13 protein-coding genes, 1 other RNA gene and 2 pseudogenes are annotated in these 16,152 nt (G+C 69.6%); 6 read left to right on the forward strand and 10 right to left on the reverse strand.

Annotated features, from left to right (window positions below; genetic code table 11):
* From KBX53_RS04350 to KBX53_RS04360, 3 genes and pseudogenes are all read right to left on the reverse strand, one after another.
* Window positions 1-868, reverse strand: a pseudogene (locus tag KBX53_RS04350) (hypothetical protein); the annotation flags it as partial.
* Window positions 869-921: 53 nt separating this feature from the next.
* Complete coding sequence (locus KBX53_RS04355) at window positions 922-2,118, reverse strand: RNA polymerase sigma factor (RefSeq protein ID WP_210857880.1); 1,197 nt, start codon at window positions 2,116-2,118, stop codon at window positions 922-924.
* Window positions 2,115-2,456 carry a YciI family protein gene (locus KBX53_RS04360; RefSeq protein WP_210857881.1) on the reverse strand — a complete coding sequence of 114 codons (342 nt, stop codon included), beginning with the start codon at window positions 2,454-2,456 and terminating at the stop codon, window positions 2,115-2,117. The genes KBX53_RS04355 and KBX53_RS04360 overlap by 4 nt, the downstream gene beginning before the upstream one ends.
* Before the next feature lie 236 nt (window positions 2,457-2,692).
* On the opposite strand from KBX53_RS04360, the gene KBX53_RS04365 reads away from it, so the two are divergent.
* Together KBX53_RS04365 and KBX53_RS04370 are read left to right on the forward strand one after the other, a co-directional pair.
* Window positions 2,693-3,049, forward strand: a complete 357-nt coding sequence (locus KBX53_RS04365; protein WP_210857882.1) for a hypothetical protein — start codon at window positions 2,693-2,695, stop codon at window positions 3,047-3,049.
* Between the two features lie 135 nt (window positions 3,050-3,184).
* Complete coding sequence (locus KBX53_RS04370; protein ID WP_210857883.1) at window positions 3,185-5,980, forward strand: TIM-barrel domain-containing protein; 2,796 nt, start codon at window positions 3,185-3,187, stop codon at window positions 5,978-5,980.
* Window positions 5,981-6,095: 115 nt separating this feature from the next.
* Here KBX53_RS04370 and KBX53_RS04375 read toward each other — a convergent pair whose 3' ends face one another.
* Both KBX53_RS04375 and KBX53_RS04380 read right to left on the reverse strand, forming a co-directional pair.
* The gene (locus KBX53_RS04375; protein WP_309140709.1) at window positions 6,096-7,436 is read right to left on the reverse strand and encodes an MFS transporter; all 1,341 of its coding nucleotides are present in this window, start codon (window positions 7,434-7,436) and stop codon (window positions 6,096-6,098) included.
* A 303-nt stretch (window positions 7,437-7,739) separates the two neighbouring features.
* On the reverse strand, window positions 7,740-8,792 hold the full coding sequence (locus KBX53_RS04380) for a zinc-binding dehydrogenase (protein WP_210857885.1): 1,053 nt from the start codon (window positions 8,790-8,792) through the stop codon (window positions 7,740-7,742).
* Window positions 8,793-8,860: 68 nt separating this feature from the next.
* Between KBX53_RS04380 and KBX53_RS04385 the strand changes: the two genes are divergently transcribed.
* Complete coding sequence (locus KBX53_RS04385) at window positions 8,861-9,634, forward strand: helix-turn-helix transcriptional regulator (RefSeq protein ID WP_210857886.1); 774 nt, start codon at window positions 8,861-8,863, stop codon at window positions 9,632-9,634.
* A 172-nt stretch (window positions 9,635-9,806) separates the two neighbouring features.
* Here the strand turns inward: KBX53_RS04385 and KBX53_RS04390 are convergent, their stop codons facing one another.
* Window positions 9,807-10,517, reverse strand: coding sequence for an SDR family oxidoreductase (locus KBX53_RS04390; RefSeq protein ID WP_030330174.1), 711 nt, complete (start codon window positions 10,515-10,517; stop codon window positions 9,807-9,809).
* A gap of 122 nt (window positions 10,518-10,639) precedes the next feature.
* Window positions 10,640-11,518 (reverse strand): aldo/keto reductase, encoded by an 879-nt coding sequence (locus tag KBX53_RS04395; protein WP_210857887.1) that lies wholly within the window; start codon window positions 11,516-11,518, stop codon window positions 10,640-10,642.
* Window positions 11,519-11,639: 121 nt separating this feature from the next.
* Between KBX53_RS04395 and KBX53_RS04400 the strand changes: the two genes are divergently transcribed.
* Window positions 11,640-12,305: a TetR/AcrR family transcriptional regulator gene (locus tag KBX53_RS04400; RefSeq protein WP_256443316.1), complete on the forward strand. Its 666-nt coding sequence runs from the start codon at window positions 11,640-11,642 to the stop codon at window positions 12,303-12,305.
* 40 nt (window positions 12,306-12,345) lie between these two features.
* Here the strand turns inward: KBX53_RS04400 and KBX53_RS04405 are convergent, their stop codons facing one another.
* On the reverse strand, window positions 12,346-13,332 hold the full coding sequence (locus tag KBX53_RS04405) for an aldo/keto reductase (RefSeq protein WP_210857889.1): 987 nt from the start codon (window positions 13,330-13,332) through the stop codon (window positions 12,346-12,348).
* Window positions 13,333-13,460: 128 nt separating this feature from the next.
* Between KBX53_RS04405 and KBX53_RS04410 the strand changes: the two genes are divergently transcribed.
* Entirely contained in the window at window positions 13,461-14,309 is an 849-nt protein-coding gene (locus KBX53_RS04410) for a helix-turn-helix transcriptional regulator (protein ID WP_210857890.1), read from the forward strand.
* A 117-nt stretch (window positions 14,310-14,426) separates the two neighbouring features.
* Here KBX53_RS04410 and rnpB read toward each other — a convergent pair.
* An RNA gene (gene rnpB, locus KBX53_RS04415) (RNase P RNA component class A) lies at window positions 14,427-14,842 on the reverse strand.
* Between the two features lie 127 nt (window positions 14,843-14,969).
* Here rnpB and KBX53_RS04420 point away from each other — a divergent pair.
* The gene (locus KBX53_RS04420; RefSeq protein ID WP_030330185.1) at window positions 14,970-15,731 is read left to right on the forward strand and encodes a sulfite exporter TauE/SafE family protein; all 762 of its coding nucleotides are present in this window, start codon (window positions 14,970-14,972) and stop codon (window positions 15,729-15,731) included.
* A gap of 155 nt (window positions 15,732-15,886) precedes the next feature.
* Here KBX53_RS04420 and KBX53_RS04425 read toward each other — a convergent pair.
* A pseudogene (locus KBX53_RS04425) lies at window positions 15,887-16,152 on the reverse strand (MFS transporter); the annotation flags it as partial.

Raw genomic sequence — 16,152 nt, forward strand, 5'->3', positions numbered from 1 at the left:
CCGTGACGATCCCGGAGAGCAGGCTGATCCGCGGCGATGCCGGAGCGGAACCGATCACCAGGTCAGCGCCGTCGATCATCGCTTCGGTGTCGATCAGGTCTCGGCAACTCTCGGTGAGACGCCGAACGACTGTGGTGACGATGCCGACCACCACCAGGGACACGACCAGCACGATGGCGCCGAGCAGCTCGTTGCGTTGTGTCGCCACGACGACGAGCACCAGCGCCGGGACGAGGACGACCAGGTACCAGCCGACGAACAGCACGGCCCGGCGTCGGTCCAGCCACCGGTTGAGCCGGGCACGCTCGGGCTGGTCCGGAAAGCGCCGCAGGGGAACCCCGTCGGCCGGCGGGACCAGTTGTCGGCTCAGCTGCTGGAAGCGCTCACCCGCCAGCACCGCCAGGTCCCGCGTGAACTCGTCCTCGTCGTAGGCCACCTCAGCGAGTTCGAACAGCTCGATGGCCGGCCGGCCGTCCACCGGGCTCTTCTCGGGCAGCGGGACGCCCAGGCTCACCCCGGCCGCCGGCACCAGGAGCAGGCGCGGGCCCCGCAGCAGGTGCCGGCCGGCGGTCGCGGGTGGGTCGGCGAGCACGACCGCGTCGACCTCGTCCCACCGCAACTGGCGGTTGAGCTTCGATGTCCGCACCGACAAGCCTTGCGGATCGACATCGACGCGGAACGGCAACACGGCGTCCCGCACCAGCCGGCCACCTGTCGCCAGGCCGAACGCCACGGCCGCCGCGCTCAGGAACAGGCCGACCCAGGCGACGTCCAGCATCGCGTACGCGATCCCGACAGCGCCGGTGAGCAACAGCATCCCGAACAGCAGGAGGACGAGACGGTCGAAGTACGGCTGCCGTACCTTCACCAGCTCATCGTTGAGCACGAGGTCAAGCCCTCGCCACGAACGGCGAGGTGAGCTCAGGCCCAGTTGAGGCGGTGGCGCAGGAGCGAACGTTCGGCCGGGTTGGTGGCCAGGGCGAGGGCGCGTTCGTCGGCAGTGCGTGCCTGGGTGGTGTCGCCGAGGTCGCGGAGCAGTTCGGCTCGGGTGGCGTGGAACAGGTGGTAGTCGTTCAGTTCACCGGCCAGGGCGTCGACTTCGGTGAGCGCGATTGACGGCCCGCTGACGTAGCGCAGGGCGATAGCCCGGTGCAGCCGAGTGACAGGTGATGGTGCCAGGCGCAGCAGCATGTCGTAGAGCACCGCGATCTGGGTCCAGTCGGTCTCCTCCCACCGGCCGGCCTCCGCGTGGCAGGCGACGATGGCCGCTTGAAGCTGGTACGGGCCCGGTCTTTTCCGCGCTGCTGCCTGGGCCACCAGCCGGCCAGCGGCGGCGATCGACCGGTGGTCCCAGAGAGCTCGGTCTTGGTGCTGAAGCTGGACGATCTCGTTGTCCCGGTCGAAGCGGGCGCTGGCCCGGGCCCGGTGCAGCCGGATGAGCGCGAGCAGACCCGCGACCTCTGGTTCGGTGGGCATGAGCTGATGCAGCAGGGCTGCGAGGAACTCGGCGTCGTCAGCCAGGTCGCGGGATTGGGCCCGGTCGCCGCCAGTGGACAGGTACCCCTCGTTGAAGAGCAGATAGATCACCGCGAGGACCTCGATGAGCCGTGAGCCGAGATCGTCTTCCGACGGGATCCGGTACGGGATGGCCGCGTCGCTGATCTTCCGTTTGGCGCGGGTGATGCGCTGCCCTACGGTGCTCTCCGGAACGAGGAACGCTCGGGCGATCTGCGCGGTGCTCAGACCGCACACCACCCGAAGGGTGAGGGCGACCTGGGCGGCCCGAGGCAACGCCGGATGGCAGCAGGTGAAGATCAACCGAAGTCGGTCGTCCGGTGGTGGCTCGACCGGCCACGCCACCAGCGCGAGCTTGCGTCGGTGACGCTGGTCGCGGCGGATCTGGTCCAGACCACGGCGGCGGGCCACGGTGTACATCCAGGCAGCTGGCCGCTCAGGAATGCCCTCGACCGGCCAATGGGTCAGCGCGGCCTCGATGGCGTCCTGGACGAGGTCCTCCGCGGCGCTGAAATCACCGACCAGATGCACCAGGGACGCGGCGAGCTGGCCCGCGTGATCGCGGACCACGCGGGACAGTTCGGCGTGTGTCGGTTTGCTCATCCGGCGATGGGACGGATCTCCACCACCGGGCAGGCCGGCCAGGACCTGGCGATCCGCAGCGCCTCGTCAAGGTCGGCCACCTCGATTTCGGCGTAGCCACTGATGATCTCTTTGCCTTCCACGAACGGACCATCGCAAACCAGCGGCTCGCCTCGGTCCAGCCGCAGCGTGGTGGCGGTGTCCGGCGGCATCAGGTAGGCGTGATGAGTGATGGTGTCGTGGTGGTCGGCGAACCACTGCTGCACGCTGGCGTAGGCCCGGTTGCGCTCGGGTTCGTCCATGGCGGCCAGGTCGGCGGCGAACTGTGGTGTGTCGACGAACATCAGCACGTACTTCATCGTTCCTCCAGCAGCGGTCTACGGGACGAGGCGGGTGAAGCGCCTCCACCAACCAGACGACCAGCGAGGGCCCCCATCCGACAACCAGCCGAACCTGTTCCCGGGTACCTGTCAACGACCGGGCGCGGCACTGCGGTGACCACACCCCGTTCCGGCGGCGGTCGACCTCCGGCGTCAGGAACGCTGCGAGAGCTAATCCTGGGCTTCCGCACTCGTGCCCGGCGTAGCATCCGGCGGTGATTTCGGAATCCTTCGATACCCGTGGCGGGCTCACCTACGTGGACCGCCTCGACTTCACCCGGGGCAACCCCCTCAGAGCCGTCCGTCGAATGGCCTGGCCGACGGTGAAGCTGCACGCCGATGACAGCACGCTGACCTTCACCTCGCGTACCGGATCAGACACCCTGGAACACTTCTGGGTGACCGCGCTGGCGCACCGCCCGTTCCACGGGCGGTTCCCGCTGCCGGCGACGGCTGTCTCCTTCGAGGTCGAGGGGCGCGACCAGGTCCTGCTGTTCTGGACTCCGCGCGCGGGCGCGGTCCTACGGGCACTCGGAAAGCTGGGCTGGGACGCCGAAGACGCCGGTCCCTAGACCTCGTACGTGTCGAGCTGCTAACCGGGCGGGAAAGAGAGAAGGGACACCCTCCGACGCATGTTGACAGCCGTTTCGGGCGAGTGACAGCGTTGTCATCGACTCATTTCCTCCATATGAGACGAGGAGCACATCTTGCTCTATCGGCACTCACCGCACCGCCGTGCGACAGCAGCCGCCGCAGTCGGCATTCTCGTCACGGGGCTGGCGCTCGCCCCGTCCGCGCCGGCCCAGGCCAGCCGCGACAAGGCGAAAGACGGGGCCGTTCGGTCGGGCAACGCACGTTTCGAGGTGCTGTCCCCAACCCTGATCCGCACCGAGTACCAGAAGGACGGCAGGTTCACCGACGCCGCCACCTTCAACGCCATCGGGCGCGACGACTTCCCCCGTACGCGTTTCACCCAGCGCGTCGAGCACGGCTGGCTCACCATCGACACCGGCGCGATGACGCTGCGCTACCAGGTCGGTTCGGGGGCGTTCACCGCCGACAACCTCACCGTGCAGCTCAAGACCGGCAAGCAGCTCGTGCAGGGCCAGCCCTGGGCCGGCCACACCGCGCCGGCCTGCGCGTTCGGCGCGCTCTGCGAGGCCGAGTCGCTACAGCTGAACGGCCCCGGCGTGGCCACCGACCACCAGGGACACACCGGGCGCGGCTTCGCTGCCGGTTTCGCCTCGTCCGGCGACTCGGCCACCTTCGCGCTGGACGCACCGGAGGCCGGGACGAAGCAGCTCACCGTCCGCTACGCCAACAGCACCGGCGGCGACGGCCAGAACGTGGCCCGCACCCTCACCGTTCAGGTCGACGGCGACACCGGCCGCACGCTGACCCTGCCGCCCACCGCGAACTGGGACACCTGGGCCCTGGCCAGCGTGCCGGTCGACCTCACCGCGGGCCGTCACGAGATCAGCATCGTGCGGGGCCCCCACGACTCCGGCAATGTGAACATCGACAGCCTCGCGGTGGTCAACCCGGATGCGGCGTACCCGGCACCGGCCGCGCCCCAGCCGCAGTCGCTGCGGTTCGGCACCCTGGGCGAGGCCGAGACCGGCGCGCTGACCGGCGGCGCGAGGCCCGCGAACGACCACAACGGCGCTTCCGGTACGGGATTCCTGGCCGGCCTGGAAAGCACCACGTCCGCCGTCGCGCTCACCGTGACGGATGTTCCGGCCGCCGGCGACTACCAGTTGCAGATCCGCTACGCCAACGGCCAGGCCGGTGCCCAGCCGAGCCAGGCGCGCATCATGTCGGTCACCGCCGGGACGGCGGCACCGGTCACGGCGACTCTTGCGCCGACCAGCGGGTGGGACTACTGGAACACCGTTTCCGTGCCGGTCCACCTCGACCGCGGCACCACCACAGTGACCCTGGGCTGCCCCACCGACGCCAGCTGCAACGTCAACGTCGACACCGTCGCCGTGACGAGCAAGGACTCCCCGCTACTCGCCCCGCACGCGCCGCTCGGCGGCTACCGCCGCGGTCTGGACGGCGTGACCGGTGCCGCGCTCACCGCCCCGGGCCTGCTCTACCAGGACGGCTGGTACCTCCTCGACGACTCGGCCTCGGCCCTGCGCGACACCAAGCCCCGGCCCGCCCCCGAACAGGACGGCTACGTCTTCGCGTACGGGCAGGACTTCACCCGTGGTCTCAAGGACCTGTCGACCCTGACCGGGCCCACGAAGCTGCTGCCCCAGTGGGCGTACGGGGTGTGGTACTCCGAGTACTACGACCGCACCGCCACCGAGTTCCAGGACCTGGTGAACCGGGCCAAGGCCGAGGGTGTGCCGCTGGACGTGCTCGTCCTCGACACCGACGTCAAGGCCCCGGACAAGTGGAACGGCTGGAGCATCGACCCCACCCGCATCCCCGACCCGAAGGCGTTCTTCGCCTGGGCGAAGAAGCAGGGCCTGCACACCGGCATCAACATCCACCCGAGCATCCTCGGCTCGGACCCGAAGTTCGCGCAGGCGCAGGCCACCGCGAAGGGCAAGCTGCAACGCGTCGGCTGCAACGGCGGCCCCGACTGCTACGCGTTCGACTTCGGCGACCCGGACCAGCTCAAGGCATACATGCAGCTCCACGACGGGATGCTGCCGAAGGGCAGCAAGGGCCCCGACCTGTGGTGGCTGGACTGGTGCTGCGACAACACCAGGTCCTCGCTCGCCGGGGTGACCGGGGACGCCTGGATCAACCAGCAGTACGCCGACAAGACCGGCTTCGCCTTCTCCCGGGCGTACGGCTCGTTGCAGGCCGGCGGTTACGGCAGCCCGACCCCGGTGTCGACCGGACCGTGGGCCGACAAGCGCACCACGCTGCACTTCACCGGCGACACCACCTCCGACTGGTCGACCCTGCAGATGGAGGTCGGCTACACGCCGGGCGAGTCGGCAGCGACCGGGCTGGCCGCTGTCAGCCACGACATCGGCGGGCACACCGGCGGCCTGCAGGAGCCGGGCACCGAGCCGGGCAGCACCAAGCTGCCCGACGACCTCTACGCCCGGTGGGTCCAGTTCGGCACGTTCCAGCCGATCGACCGGCTGCACTCCAACCACAGCGACCGGCTGCCCTGGCAGTACGGTCCGGCGGCCAACGCATCGGCCAAGAAGTTCCTGAACCTGCGCAAGGAACTGCAGCCCTACACCTACGCCGCCGCCAAGGAGGCCACCCGCACGGGCACGCCCATCGTCCGCTCGATGTACCTGGCGTACCCGAATGAGCAGGCCGCGTACGCCACCGCCGGATCCCAGTACCTCTACGGCCCGGACTACCTGGTCGCACCGGTGACGACGCCCGGCACCACCGCCACCACGTCGGTGTGGTTCCCGCCGGGCAACAGCTGGACCGACATCTTCACCGGGAAGACCTACCGGGGCGGCACCACGCAGAACATCACCACCACCCTGGACACCATGCCGGTGTTCAAGAAGCACTGACGGCCGCCAGCCTTACCTGGCTGGCTTCCACGGATCCAGACATCGGCCGGGTGGGGCAACCCACCCGGCCGATGGCCGTCCAAGGGCGCTGTCATCTTCGACGCCGACCTCGTCGTCACCACCGTCCTCGACGGGTCGCGCCCCCGCCAATGACCGCTTGATCCACTCGGCTCGGCGGTAGCGGACTGTCGGATCGTCTCACCGTTTCGGTCGAGGCCAGCGCCACGCGGCCGCGTTGGCGGCCCAGCATGCGGAGCGCGGGGATCGTGACCAGGTTCAGCGCGAGCACGACGAGGAACGGCGTGCTGTGGTGGAGCGTGAACAGTGTGCCGAAGAGGATGGGGCCACCGATCTCGGCTGCCATGAACGAGTACTGCCACACGGCCAGGTAGTCGCCCCGTTCCGCCTCAGGTGCCATGTTGCTGACGATGGCGACCGATGTCGGAGCATGGAGGATCTCGGCGAGACTGAACGCGAGGACCGCCGCAGCGAGAGGAGCGACCGCGAACGGAAGCGCGGAGGATGCCGCGAACGCCAGCAGCGCGCAGCCCACAACCCATGCGACGGCCGCGGTCCGCAGCACGGCGAACGGTTCGCGGCGACCCCCTTGGCGGGCGCCGATGATGCCGAAGCCAGAGATGAGCAGCGCGTTCGCGACCAGCACGACGGAGCTGACCCATCCCGGGCCGTCCAGCGCCGTTTTCATGACCACCGGCACAGTCAGGCCCAGGAGGAGCGTCGAGATCGCGAAGACGACGTTTGTCGACAGCAGACCGAGAAAGCGCCCGTCACGCAGCACCGTCCCCTGCGCCTGCGATGCGCCGGGGACCCGTGCGCGCGCCCGCGACCGTGCAACAGGCAGCATGAGCAGGACGGATCCCGCCAGACAGCTGGCGGCGAGGAGGGCGAGCACGATATAGACCCGCGTGCCCGGAATCGTGAGCGCGGCGCCGGTGATGATCCCGCCTGCCGCAATCCCCGCGGTGCGGGCGATGTTCGCCAGTGCGAACCACCAGTGCTGCGGCCTGAGACCGTCCTGCGCATGATCAGCGAGAGCCGCGAAGATCGTCGACCAGAACAGCCGACCGCCGATCGACATGATCGCAGTGACGATGAAGACGCTCAACGGGTCTCGGGCGAAGGCATACCAGAGATAGGCGAGCGCCTGAATGCCTTGCGCAACAAGGACGAGGCGGCGTGCACCGTATCTGTCGGCCAACCGGCCGGCCACGGCGGGCACCAGCACGGACGTGAAACCCGCGAGCCCCACGAGAACGCCGAGCATGCTCAGGCGGATGTCGGTGAGCTCGACGAAGAACACCAGCGAGAGCGGTAGGAACAGTCCGCTTCCGATGGAAACGAACACAAGAGACGCAGTGAGCGACGCGTCAACAGCACGGCGCCCGGAGTGGACAGACATTGAAGACCTTCGCGGAAGAGGTGAACAGGGCAGCATCCATCGCCCGCGCGCCTCAAAGACCCGCGGGAGCTAGCCCTGTCTCACGTCCATCGCGAACTTCACGGCCATGACTGTACCCGCGCGCACGCCACTGAACGTCCGCGCTCGCAGCCTGCCTCACCCCATCGACAACGTGGTGGCCAGCAACACCCGCCGAGGGTGCAGGATGGTCCGCGCCAGCCCGGCGAGCTGGGTACGCAGATCGTCGTCGGCCTGTCCGCCGAGGTCGAAGGCGGCTGGCCAGGGCCGTGACGGCTGGGAGCAGGTCGTCCAGCGTCCCGCGGTCCGGCCGGCCGGCGGTCAGGGGGCGAGGGCTACGAAACTGAGGCCCGTGGTGTGCTCTGCCAGGTCGAGGGCGGCCGCCGGGTCGTCCAGGCCGACCGTGTGCATCTCGATCGCGGAGAGGTCCAGCAGTCCCGAACGGACCAGGTTCCACACTGTGGTCACGGTCTCGTCGTTGCTCATCCAGGAGCCGCGCACGGTGAGCCTGCGGTGCATCAGGTCGCCGTACGGGATGGTGAGGTTTTGGCGTACGCCGCCGATGAGCACAAGGGTGCCGCGCACCCGCAAGCTGTCGTAGGCGGCCATGGTCGCGTCCGCCGTTGGCGTAGCGCCGAGTGCGTCGAGGGCGACGTCGACCGGGCCGATACCCGCCGCATCCGTCGTACGGTCGCCGGTCAGCCGGTGGATGCGCACGCGGGGGTCGAGCTCGGCCAGCCGGTCGAGCGTCTCCTTGTTGCGGCCCACCGCCGTCACCGTCGCGGCGCCCTCGGCGAGTGCCATCAGCACCGCCGCGCCGCCGAGTTGACCTGTCGCACCGATCACCGCAACGTCGCGGCCGGTCAGCGGACCCGCCGAGTGCAGGCCCGTGGCGGCGATGCAGAGCCACGGCAGGAACGACAGACGGGCCGGGTCCGGGTAGTTCTCCGCACCGGGCAGCTTGACGAGCGTCTCCTTGGCGCAGAGCGCCGTCTCCGCGAAGACGCCGTCGTGCCAGACCGCACGCATGCGATCCGTACGCTCGCTGCCTGCCCCGGAACCACCAAGGCCGACCCAGCCCACAAGGATCTCGTCGCCGCCTCCCGCGTCGAGCAACGCCGTGTCCAGCACGACGTCGCCCGGGGCTACGTGGAACACGTCGGGCGCCACGTCAGTCACCCGGCCAACGCAGGAGGGACCCAGGATGAGCGGCACGGGCAGGCCGCCGCGGTTGCCGTTCACCACCATTTTTGTGTACGCCGGCAGATGCGCGGCGAGCACCTCCACGAGCACGCCACCGCCCTGGAGTGTCGGCGCGGCAACATCGGAAAGTCGTACGTCGTCGTCTTCTGAAGCAACAGTCCAAGCACGCATGAGGCAAGCCTGACGACTCGATAGGCTGGTATCCAGAGCCGCGTTATTCTGGTATCGGAGGTCCCAGGGTGAGCAAGGAGCTGGGCACGTTCCTGCGCAGCCGGCGCGAGCGGATAGCCCCATCGGATGCCGGTCTGCCGGTCACGCGGCGCCGCCGCACACCAGGGCTACGCCGGGAGGAACTGGCCCTGATCGCCGGCATCAGCGCCACCTGGCTTACCTATCTCGAGCAGGGCCGCGACGTACGCCCCTCCGGCCAGGTGCTCGACGCCCTGGCCCGGGCGCTGCGGTTGACCGATGCCGAGCAGGAACACCTGCACCGCCTCGCCGGTGCAGGAGTCGCGCCCGAGCAGGACGTCTCCGAGGAGGCGACACCCGAGATCGCCGGCGTTCCGGCGTTGCTCGGCGACAACCCCGCGTACGTCACCGGCATCTGCTACGACGTACTCGCGACCAACCACGCCGCAGCGGAGCTGTTCCAGGGCATGGGGCCGGGTGGCAACGTCGTACGCTGGGTATTCACCGAGCCCGCCGCCCGCCAGGTGCTGGTCGACTGGGAGCAGGAGGCGCGCAGCATCCTGGCCCGGCTGCGGGCGATCGCCGGACAGCATCCCGGTCACCCGCGGGTAACCCGGCTCGTGGCCGAACTCACCGAGATCAGCCCCGAGGTACGCCAGTGGTGGCCGCAGTACGACATCCAGTTCAGCCACGCGGGCCGCAAACGTCTCCGGCATCCCCGACTGGGCGTGATCGCCGTGTCGCACGCCGCGTTCCACGTCGCCGAGCGACCCGAACAGACGCTGGTGGTCTACCACCTGCCGGGCAGCACAGACCTCTCGTAGCGGCGGCGGCCACCGCCTCGTCTTGGGTCCACACGACCTTCGAGACTTGGCGGTGGCTGCCGCAACGTCTACGGACAAACGACACCGTGACCGCAGTTCACAACAGACCTCTTGCTCCAATGCTGAGCCGCCTCGCCTGTCCCTGTCCGGCTGTGACGCGAGGCGGTCATTGTCAGCCGAAGAGGGCGGCGGAGATGTCGGCGTAGAAGAGCGCCGGGTCGCGGGAGAGCGAGGCCTTGACCTTGGCGGTGGGGCTGTCGGCGATTACTTCGAGCTTGCCCGCCTCCAGGCCGTCCAGGGCCATGGCGACCACCTCGTGGGGTGGGAGTTTGGGGATGTCGTAGGCGGCCATCATGTCGGTGTCGGCTATCGCCAGGGCCAGCGCGGTGACCTGGGTTTTCTGGTCGGCCAGCTCAAGTCTGATGCCGTTGGTGAGAGACCATTCAGCGGCTTTGGAAGCGGCGTAGCCATTGCTGGCAGGGGCGAAGGTGTACCAGCTCAGCGCTGAGATGACGTTGAGAATGGCACCCCCGCCGAGCCGGGGAGCAAAGGCGCGGGTGACGTTGAGGGTGCCCCAGAAGTTGGTGTCGAACTCGCGGCGGATGTTTTCCGTGGAGGGGCCGAGCAGCGGCGCGTTCGTGGAGATGCCGGCGTTGTTGATGAGGATGTCAAGTTCGCCCACCTCGGCTGCCGCAGCCTCGATGGACGTCGGGTCGGTGATGTCCAGCTGAAGGGGCACCACGCCGGGGATGTCGATGCTCTCGGGCCGGCGGGCGGTGGCGTAGACGGTGGTGGCCCCGCGGGCGACCAGCGCCTCGGCGAAGGCCTTGCCGAGTCCACGGTTGGCACCTGTCACGAGGGCTTTCGTACCGTTGATCTGCATGCCCCCCACGCTAAAACCTCACGTTAACGTCAGAGGCAAATATGTGCGAGGTGGGTCACTGTACGGGTAGGCGCTAGGCCATGCCTGATAATGATCGGGCCGATAGCGACCCCGGGGCCCTTTCAGCGGTGGCCATCAGTGGGGGGCGTGGGCTGGCCGAGGACCGCTTGCGACTCGTCGACGAGTCCGGTCAGGCGCGCGACCTCGGTGTCGGTCAATTGTTCGGCAACTTCGGACGCTGCGATGTTGGACCGCAGGTGGTCGGTACTGCTCGTGCCGGGGATGACGACCATGGAGGGCGAACGGCGCAGCAGCCAGGCCAGTGCGATCTGGGCCGGTGTGGCACCGAGGCGCTCTGCCGGGCCGGTCAGCTCGTGGTGGCCGCTGAGCCGTCCGGCGGCCAGCGGGAAGTAGGGAATGAAGAGGATGCCCTGGGTCTCGCAGTCGGCGAGGACCTGGACGCCGCTGCGGTCAAGCAGGTTGAAGCGGTTCTGCACCGCCGCGATGGGGGTGATCTGCTGGGCGCGGGCCAGCACCTGCGGGGACGCGCCGGACAGGCCGATGCGGCGGATCAGCCCCTGGTCTCGCAACTGGACGAGTGCGCCGAGCGACTCCTCCAGCGGTACGTCCTGGTGCGCGCCGGGGGTGTCGCCGACGAGTCGGAGGTAGGTCAGCTCGCTCGCGTCCGTTCCCATGTCGGTGAGGGCCTCGTGAACCTGCCGCCGGATCGTCTCCGGGCGACCGTCGACGACCCAGGACTTGTCCGGGCCACGCTCCGCGCCGACCTTGTTGCCCACGATCACGCCCTCGGGGATCGGCCCCAGCGCCTGCCCGATCAGCTGGTTTACCGTTCGTGGGCCGTAGGCGTTCGCGGTGTCGAAGAAGGTCACGCCCAGCTCGACAGCCAGGCGCAACACCCGCCGCGCCGCCTCCGGGTCGTCCGGGAATCCCCAGACCTTGGGGCCCGCGAGCTGCATGGCGCCGTATCCCACACGATTCATCGACCTCTCCTGCCGTATCACTGCGACGGTAGTTCCCGTATCGCTGCCGAACCCGTGATACGCCTAATGCCGTAGCAGTGCAACCGGGGAGGATGCGACGACCCGCAGTCGCCGGCAGATCCTGGAAGTCGCAGCCGAGCTCTTGGAACGGGAGGGCGCCCAGGCGCTCTCCACCCGCGCCGTCGCAGCGGCGGCAGGCATCCGTGCCGCCTCCCTGTACCAGCTCTTCGGCGACAAGGACGGGCTCCTTTCGGCGCTGGCCATCCACGCCTTCGACCTCTACATGGCGCAAAAGCACACCGTGTCGTCGAGCGGCAACCCGGTCGACGACATGCGCCGCGGATGGGACATGCATGTCGACTTCGGCCTGAAACACCCCGCCTTCTACCTGCTGATGTACGGCACCGACCGTCCCGGCCGGCGCCCACCTGCCGCGCGGGAGGCTCAAGAACTCCTCATGACGTTCCTCGGCCGCGTCGCCTCCGACGGCCGCCTACGGGTGCCGCCCGTCCTTGCCGCCCACCTCACGCTGGCAGCGGTAACCGGCACCACGCTCTCCCTGATCGGCATCCCCGAGAGCGAACGCGACCCGGAGGTCTCACCGCGCATGCGGGAAGCACTCATCGACGCCCTGACCACCGACACGAGCCCAGCCCCGGACTCCACCCTCGCCGCTCGCGCCCTCGCGCTCGATGCCGCCCTCGGCGGGGCGGATCCAGCTGTCGTCCCGCTCCGCCCCGTCGAGACCGCACTCTTGCAGGACTGGCTCCAGCAACTCGCCCACTAGGACGAGCCGGGCCCCTCGAAGGTCATGTGTCAGACACGGCCTAGTTGCCGACGCCGAGGCTCGACATGAACGCCGCCGGGTAACGGTCACCGCGCGCGGCACCCTTCGGCACGGCCGCCTCGATCTCTTCGAGATCATCGGCCGACAGCTCCACGTCCAGCGTCGGCAACGCCTCGGCCAGCCGCTGCCGGGTACGCGCACCGACCAGCGGCACGATGGACGGGTCCTGCGCCGCGACCCACGCGATCGCCAACTGCGCCACTGTGCACCCCTTCGCGTCGGCAACCCGGCGCAACGCCTCCACCAGGGCGAGGTTGTGCGACGCGTTCTCGGCGGAGAAGCGGGGACTGTGATTACGCGGATCGTCCGCGCGCCCCGGCACCCAGTTCCCCGAGAGCAGGCCACGGCCCAGCACCCCGTACGCGGTCAGCCCGATGCCCAGCTCCCGCAGCGTGGGCAGCACGTCGGCCTCGACCGCCCGCGACAGCAGCGAATACTCAATCTGAAGATCAGCGATCGGATGTACGGCGTGCGCCCGCCGGACGGTCTCCGCGTCAACCTCGGAGAGCCCCACGTACCGCACGTAACCGGCGTCGATCATCTCCTTGATCGCGCCGATCGTGTCCTCGATCGGCACCGACCGGTCGAGCCGGGCCGGCCGGTAGATGTCCACGTGGTCGACACCGAGCCGAGTCAGCGAGTAGCTCAGGAAGTTCCGCACCGAAGCCGGGCGGGAGTCCTGACCGGCGAACCGCATGCCCGGCCCCACCTGCTGCCCGAACTTCACACTCAGCAGATAGCTGTCCCGGTCGCGTCCCCGCAACGCCTCCGACAACAGCAGCTCGTTGTGCCCCATGCCATAGAAGTCACCGGTGTCGACCAGCGTGACCCCCGCCTCCAACGCGGCCCGTACGGTGGCGATGCTCTCCTCGCGATCGGCCGGGCCGTACGTGCCCGACATGCTCATCGCCCCCAGCCCCACCGCGGAAACCGTGGGACCCGTGTTGCCCAGAGTGCGTGTCTGCATCGAAACTCTCCCTCATCGGTCGATGTCGGCTCCACCCTGCGCCGCTTTCCGGCCCGCCGGCAGCGGAGCGCTTATCGTGGGAGCGCCGCTCCCTGGCTCGGTGCACAGTCCCGGGGCAGCATGGAGGCATGCAGCGTGAGCAGCTCGCCGACTTCCTGCGGCGCCGGCGCGAGTCCATCCGCCCCGCCGATGTCGGCATCGCCGACGGCCCCCGCCGCCGCACCGCCGGCCTGCGCCGCGAGGAGGTCGCCATGCTCGCCGGCATGTCCGTCGACTACGTCGTCCGCCTTGAGCAGGGCCGCAGCAGCCAGCCGTCGACCCAGCTGCTCGCCGCCCTGGCCCGGGCCCTGCGTCTGAGCGACGACGAGCGAAGCCACCTGTTCCACCTGGCCGGCCACCAGCCGCCGCCCGCCGACGGCATCGCCCGCCTGGCCCGGGCCGGCCTGGTCCGCCTGCTCGACCTGGTGGGCGACACCCCCGCCATGGTCCTGTCCGACCTCGGCGAGGTCCTGGCGCAGAACCGCATGTCGATCCTGCTCACCGGCGACCACACCGGGCTGACCGGCGACCGCCGCTACGTCGCCTACCGCTACTTCACCGACCCGGTCATCCGCGACCTCCACGGCCCCGAAGAATGGCAGCGGCACGCCCGCCAGCAGGTCGCCGACCTGCGCGCGGTGGCCGGCCGGCGGGCCGGCGACCCGGCCGTGACCGGCCTGATCGAACGGTTGCGGGCAGCGAGCGACGACTTCCGGCGGCTGTGGGCCGAGCACGAGGTGGCGGTACGCCGGGCCGACCGCAAGACGTTCCTGCACCCGCGCGTGGGCCGCATCACGATGGACTGCGAAACCCTGGTCACCCCCGACCTCGGCCAGCAGCTGCTGGTGCTGACCCCGGCCGACGCCGAGGACCGGGAGAAGCTTGAGCTGCTGCGCGTGCTCGGGGTCGAGGAGTTCCCGGCCGCCGCGCCGCACTGACCCCTTGCCGCAAACTGCCGGCGACCTACACGAACACGGCCATGCGCTAGCGCCCTTGCCATGCAGCCTTGAACGGGTAATCCGGGTGCGCGGCGTCCCAGGCGGCTTGGTGGGCGACGGACGAGTCGACCTGTACGCCGGATTCTGTGCGCGGCGCGTACCCCGAGGGGTTTGCGCCGGCGGCGGCCATCCATCTCGGCCTGCCGTTGCCGGCAGGCTCCAGCGGCCTACCCGCAGACATCGGGCGGGCAGCCCTCAAGCGTCTGCGCCGGGTCGTCATCTTGCGGTGACGGCCCTTGCTTGGCCTTGCTCCGGGTGGGGTTTACCGAGCCACCCCGGTCACCCGGGGTGCTGGTGGGCTCTTACCCCACCGTTTCACCCTTACCGTCCCCGTTTGGGTCGGCGGTCTGTTTTCTGTGGCACTGTCCCGCGGGTCGCCCCGGGTTGCCGTTAACAACCACCCTGCCCTGTGGAGTCCGGACGTTCCTCGGCGGCGGGCCGAAGCCCGCCGACGCGGCCGCCCGGTCGACTCGTCCGTCGCGCTCTCATCCTAACGACGAGCGTGCTGCCGGTATTGCCGCCCCGCCTGGGCAAGATCGCCCAGTTCATGAACGGTCCGCCGAATCCGTCTTGCGGGGCGACGGCTAGCCTCGTGGGGCTATGGATCTCTCCCACGCCGCGCTGCTGCTCGCCGCCGGTCTCGCCGCTGGCACTGTCAACGCGGTGGCCGGTGGGGGTTCGTTGATCACCTTTCCGGCGATGATCGCGGTCGGGTTGCCGCCGGTGCCGGCGAACGTCAGCAACTCCGTCGCGGTGTTCCCCGGGTATCTGGCCAGCGTGGCGGGCAGCCGGCAGGACCTGCCGCGTCCCCGTGCGCTGGCCACGCTGGTGCCCACCACCATCGTGGGCACGATCGTCGGGGCGTTGCTGTTGCTGGCCACTCCGGCCCGCGCGTTCGAGTTGGTCGTACCGTTTCTGGTCCTCGGCGCGACAGCGGTCCTGGCGTTCCAGGATCCGCTGCGCCGGCTGGTCGGTCACCCCCGGGACATGTCGCCACGCCAGCGGACGGTCGCGGTGCAGACGATGGTCGCGCTGGGGGCGGTGTACGGCGGGTACTTCGGTGCGGCGCTCGGGGTGATGCTGGTGGCCGGGCTGGCCCTGGTGCTGGACGCGACCCTGGCCCGGGTGAGCGCGATCAAGAATCTGCTCTCCGCGCTGGTGGGGTGCACGACGCTGGTGGTGTTCGCCCTGTTCGGCCCGTTGAACTGGGCGGCCGTCGCGGTGGTCGCGCCGGCCACCCTGATCGGTGGGTACGCGGGCGCCCGGCTGGTCCGTCGGCTGCCGCCGGTGGTGCTCAAGACGGTGATCGTGGTGTTCGGTACGACGATCGGCCTCTACCTGCTCTGGCGCGCCCTGAACTGAGGCCGGAGATCCGCAGGCTCCACCCCGACGCCAGCCAAAATCCGCGCAACATCAGGGAAAGTGCCGCCTCAATCGCCGTTGAGGCAGCAGTTTCCCCGAGAGTGCGCGGATCTTGGCCGGCGGTCGCGAGCCCGGGGTGGCGGGCGGCGCCGGCGTCAGTAGGCCTCGCCGACCGGCTCCTCGGCGGTGTTCTCGGCACTGGCGGCGCTGCGGTTCCAGCGGGACCAGAGCACCCGCTCGCCGTAGCCGGCGGCCATCACGTGCGCGAAGGCCAGGTAGACGAGCACGCCGACGGCGAGCACCCCGAAGCCGACCCAGAACGGCAGCGACAGCGACTGCTCGGCGAGCTTGCCGGAGATGATCGGTGCCGGCGCGGCGGCACCCCAGCGGACCAGGTTGAACGCGCCGGTGGCCACCCGAC

The sequence above is a fragment of the Micromonospora sp. M51 genome (assembly GCF_018070305.1).
In the GTDB taxonomy this organism is placed as follows: domain Bacteria; phylum Actinomycetota; class Actinomycetes; order Mycobacteriales; family Micromonosporaceae; genus Micromonospora; species Micromonospora parva.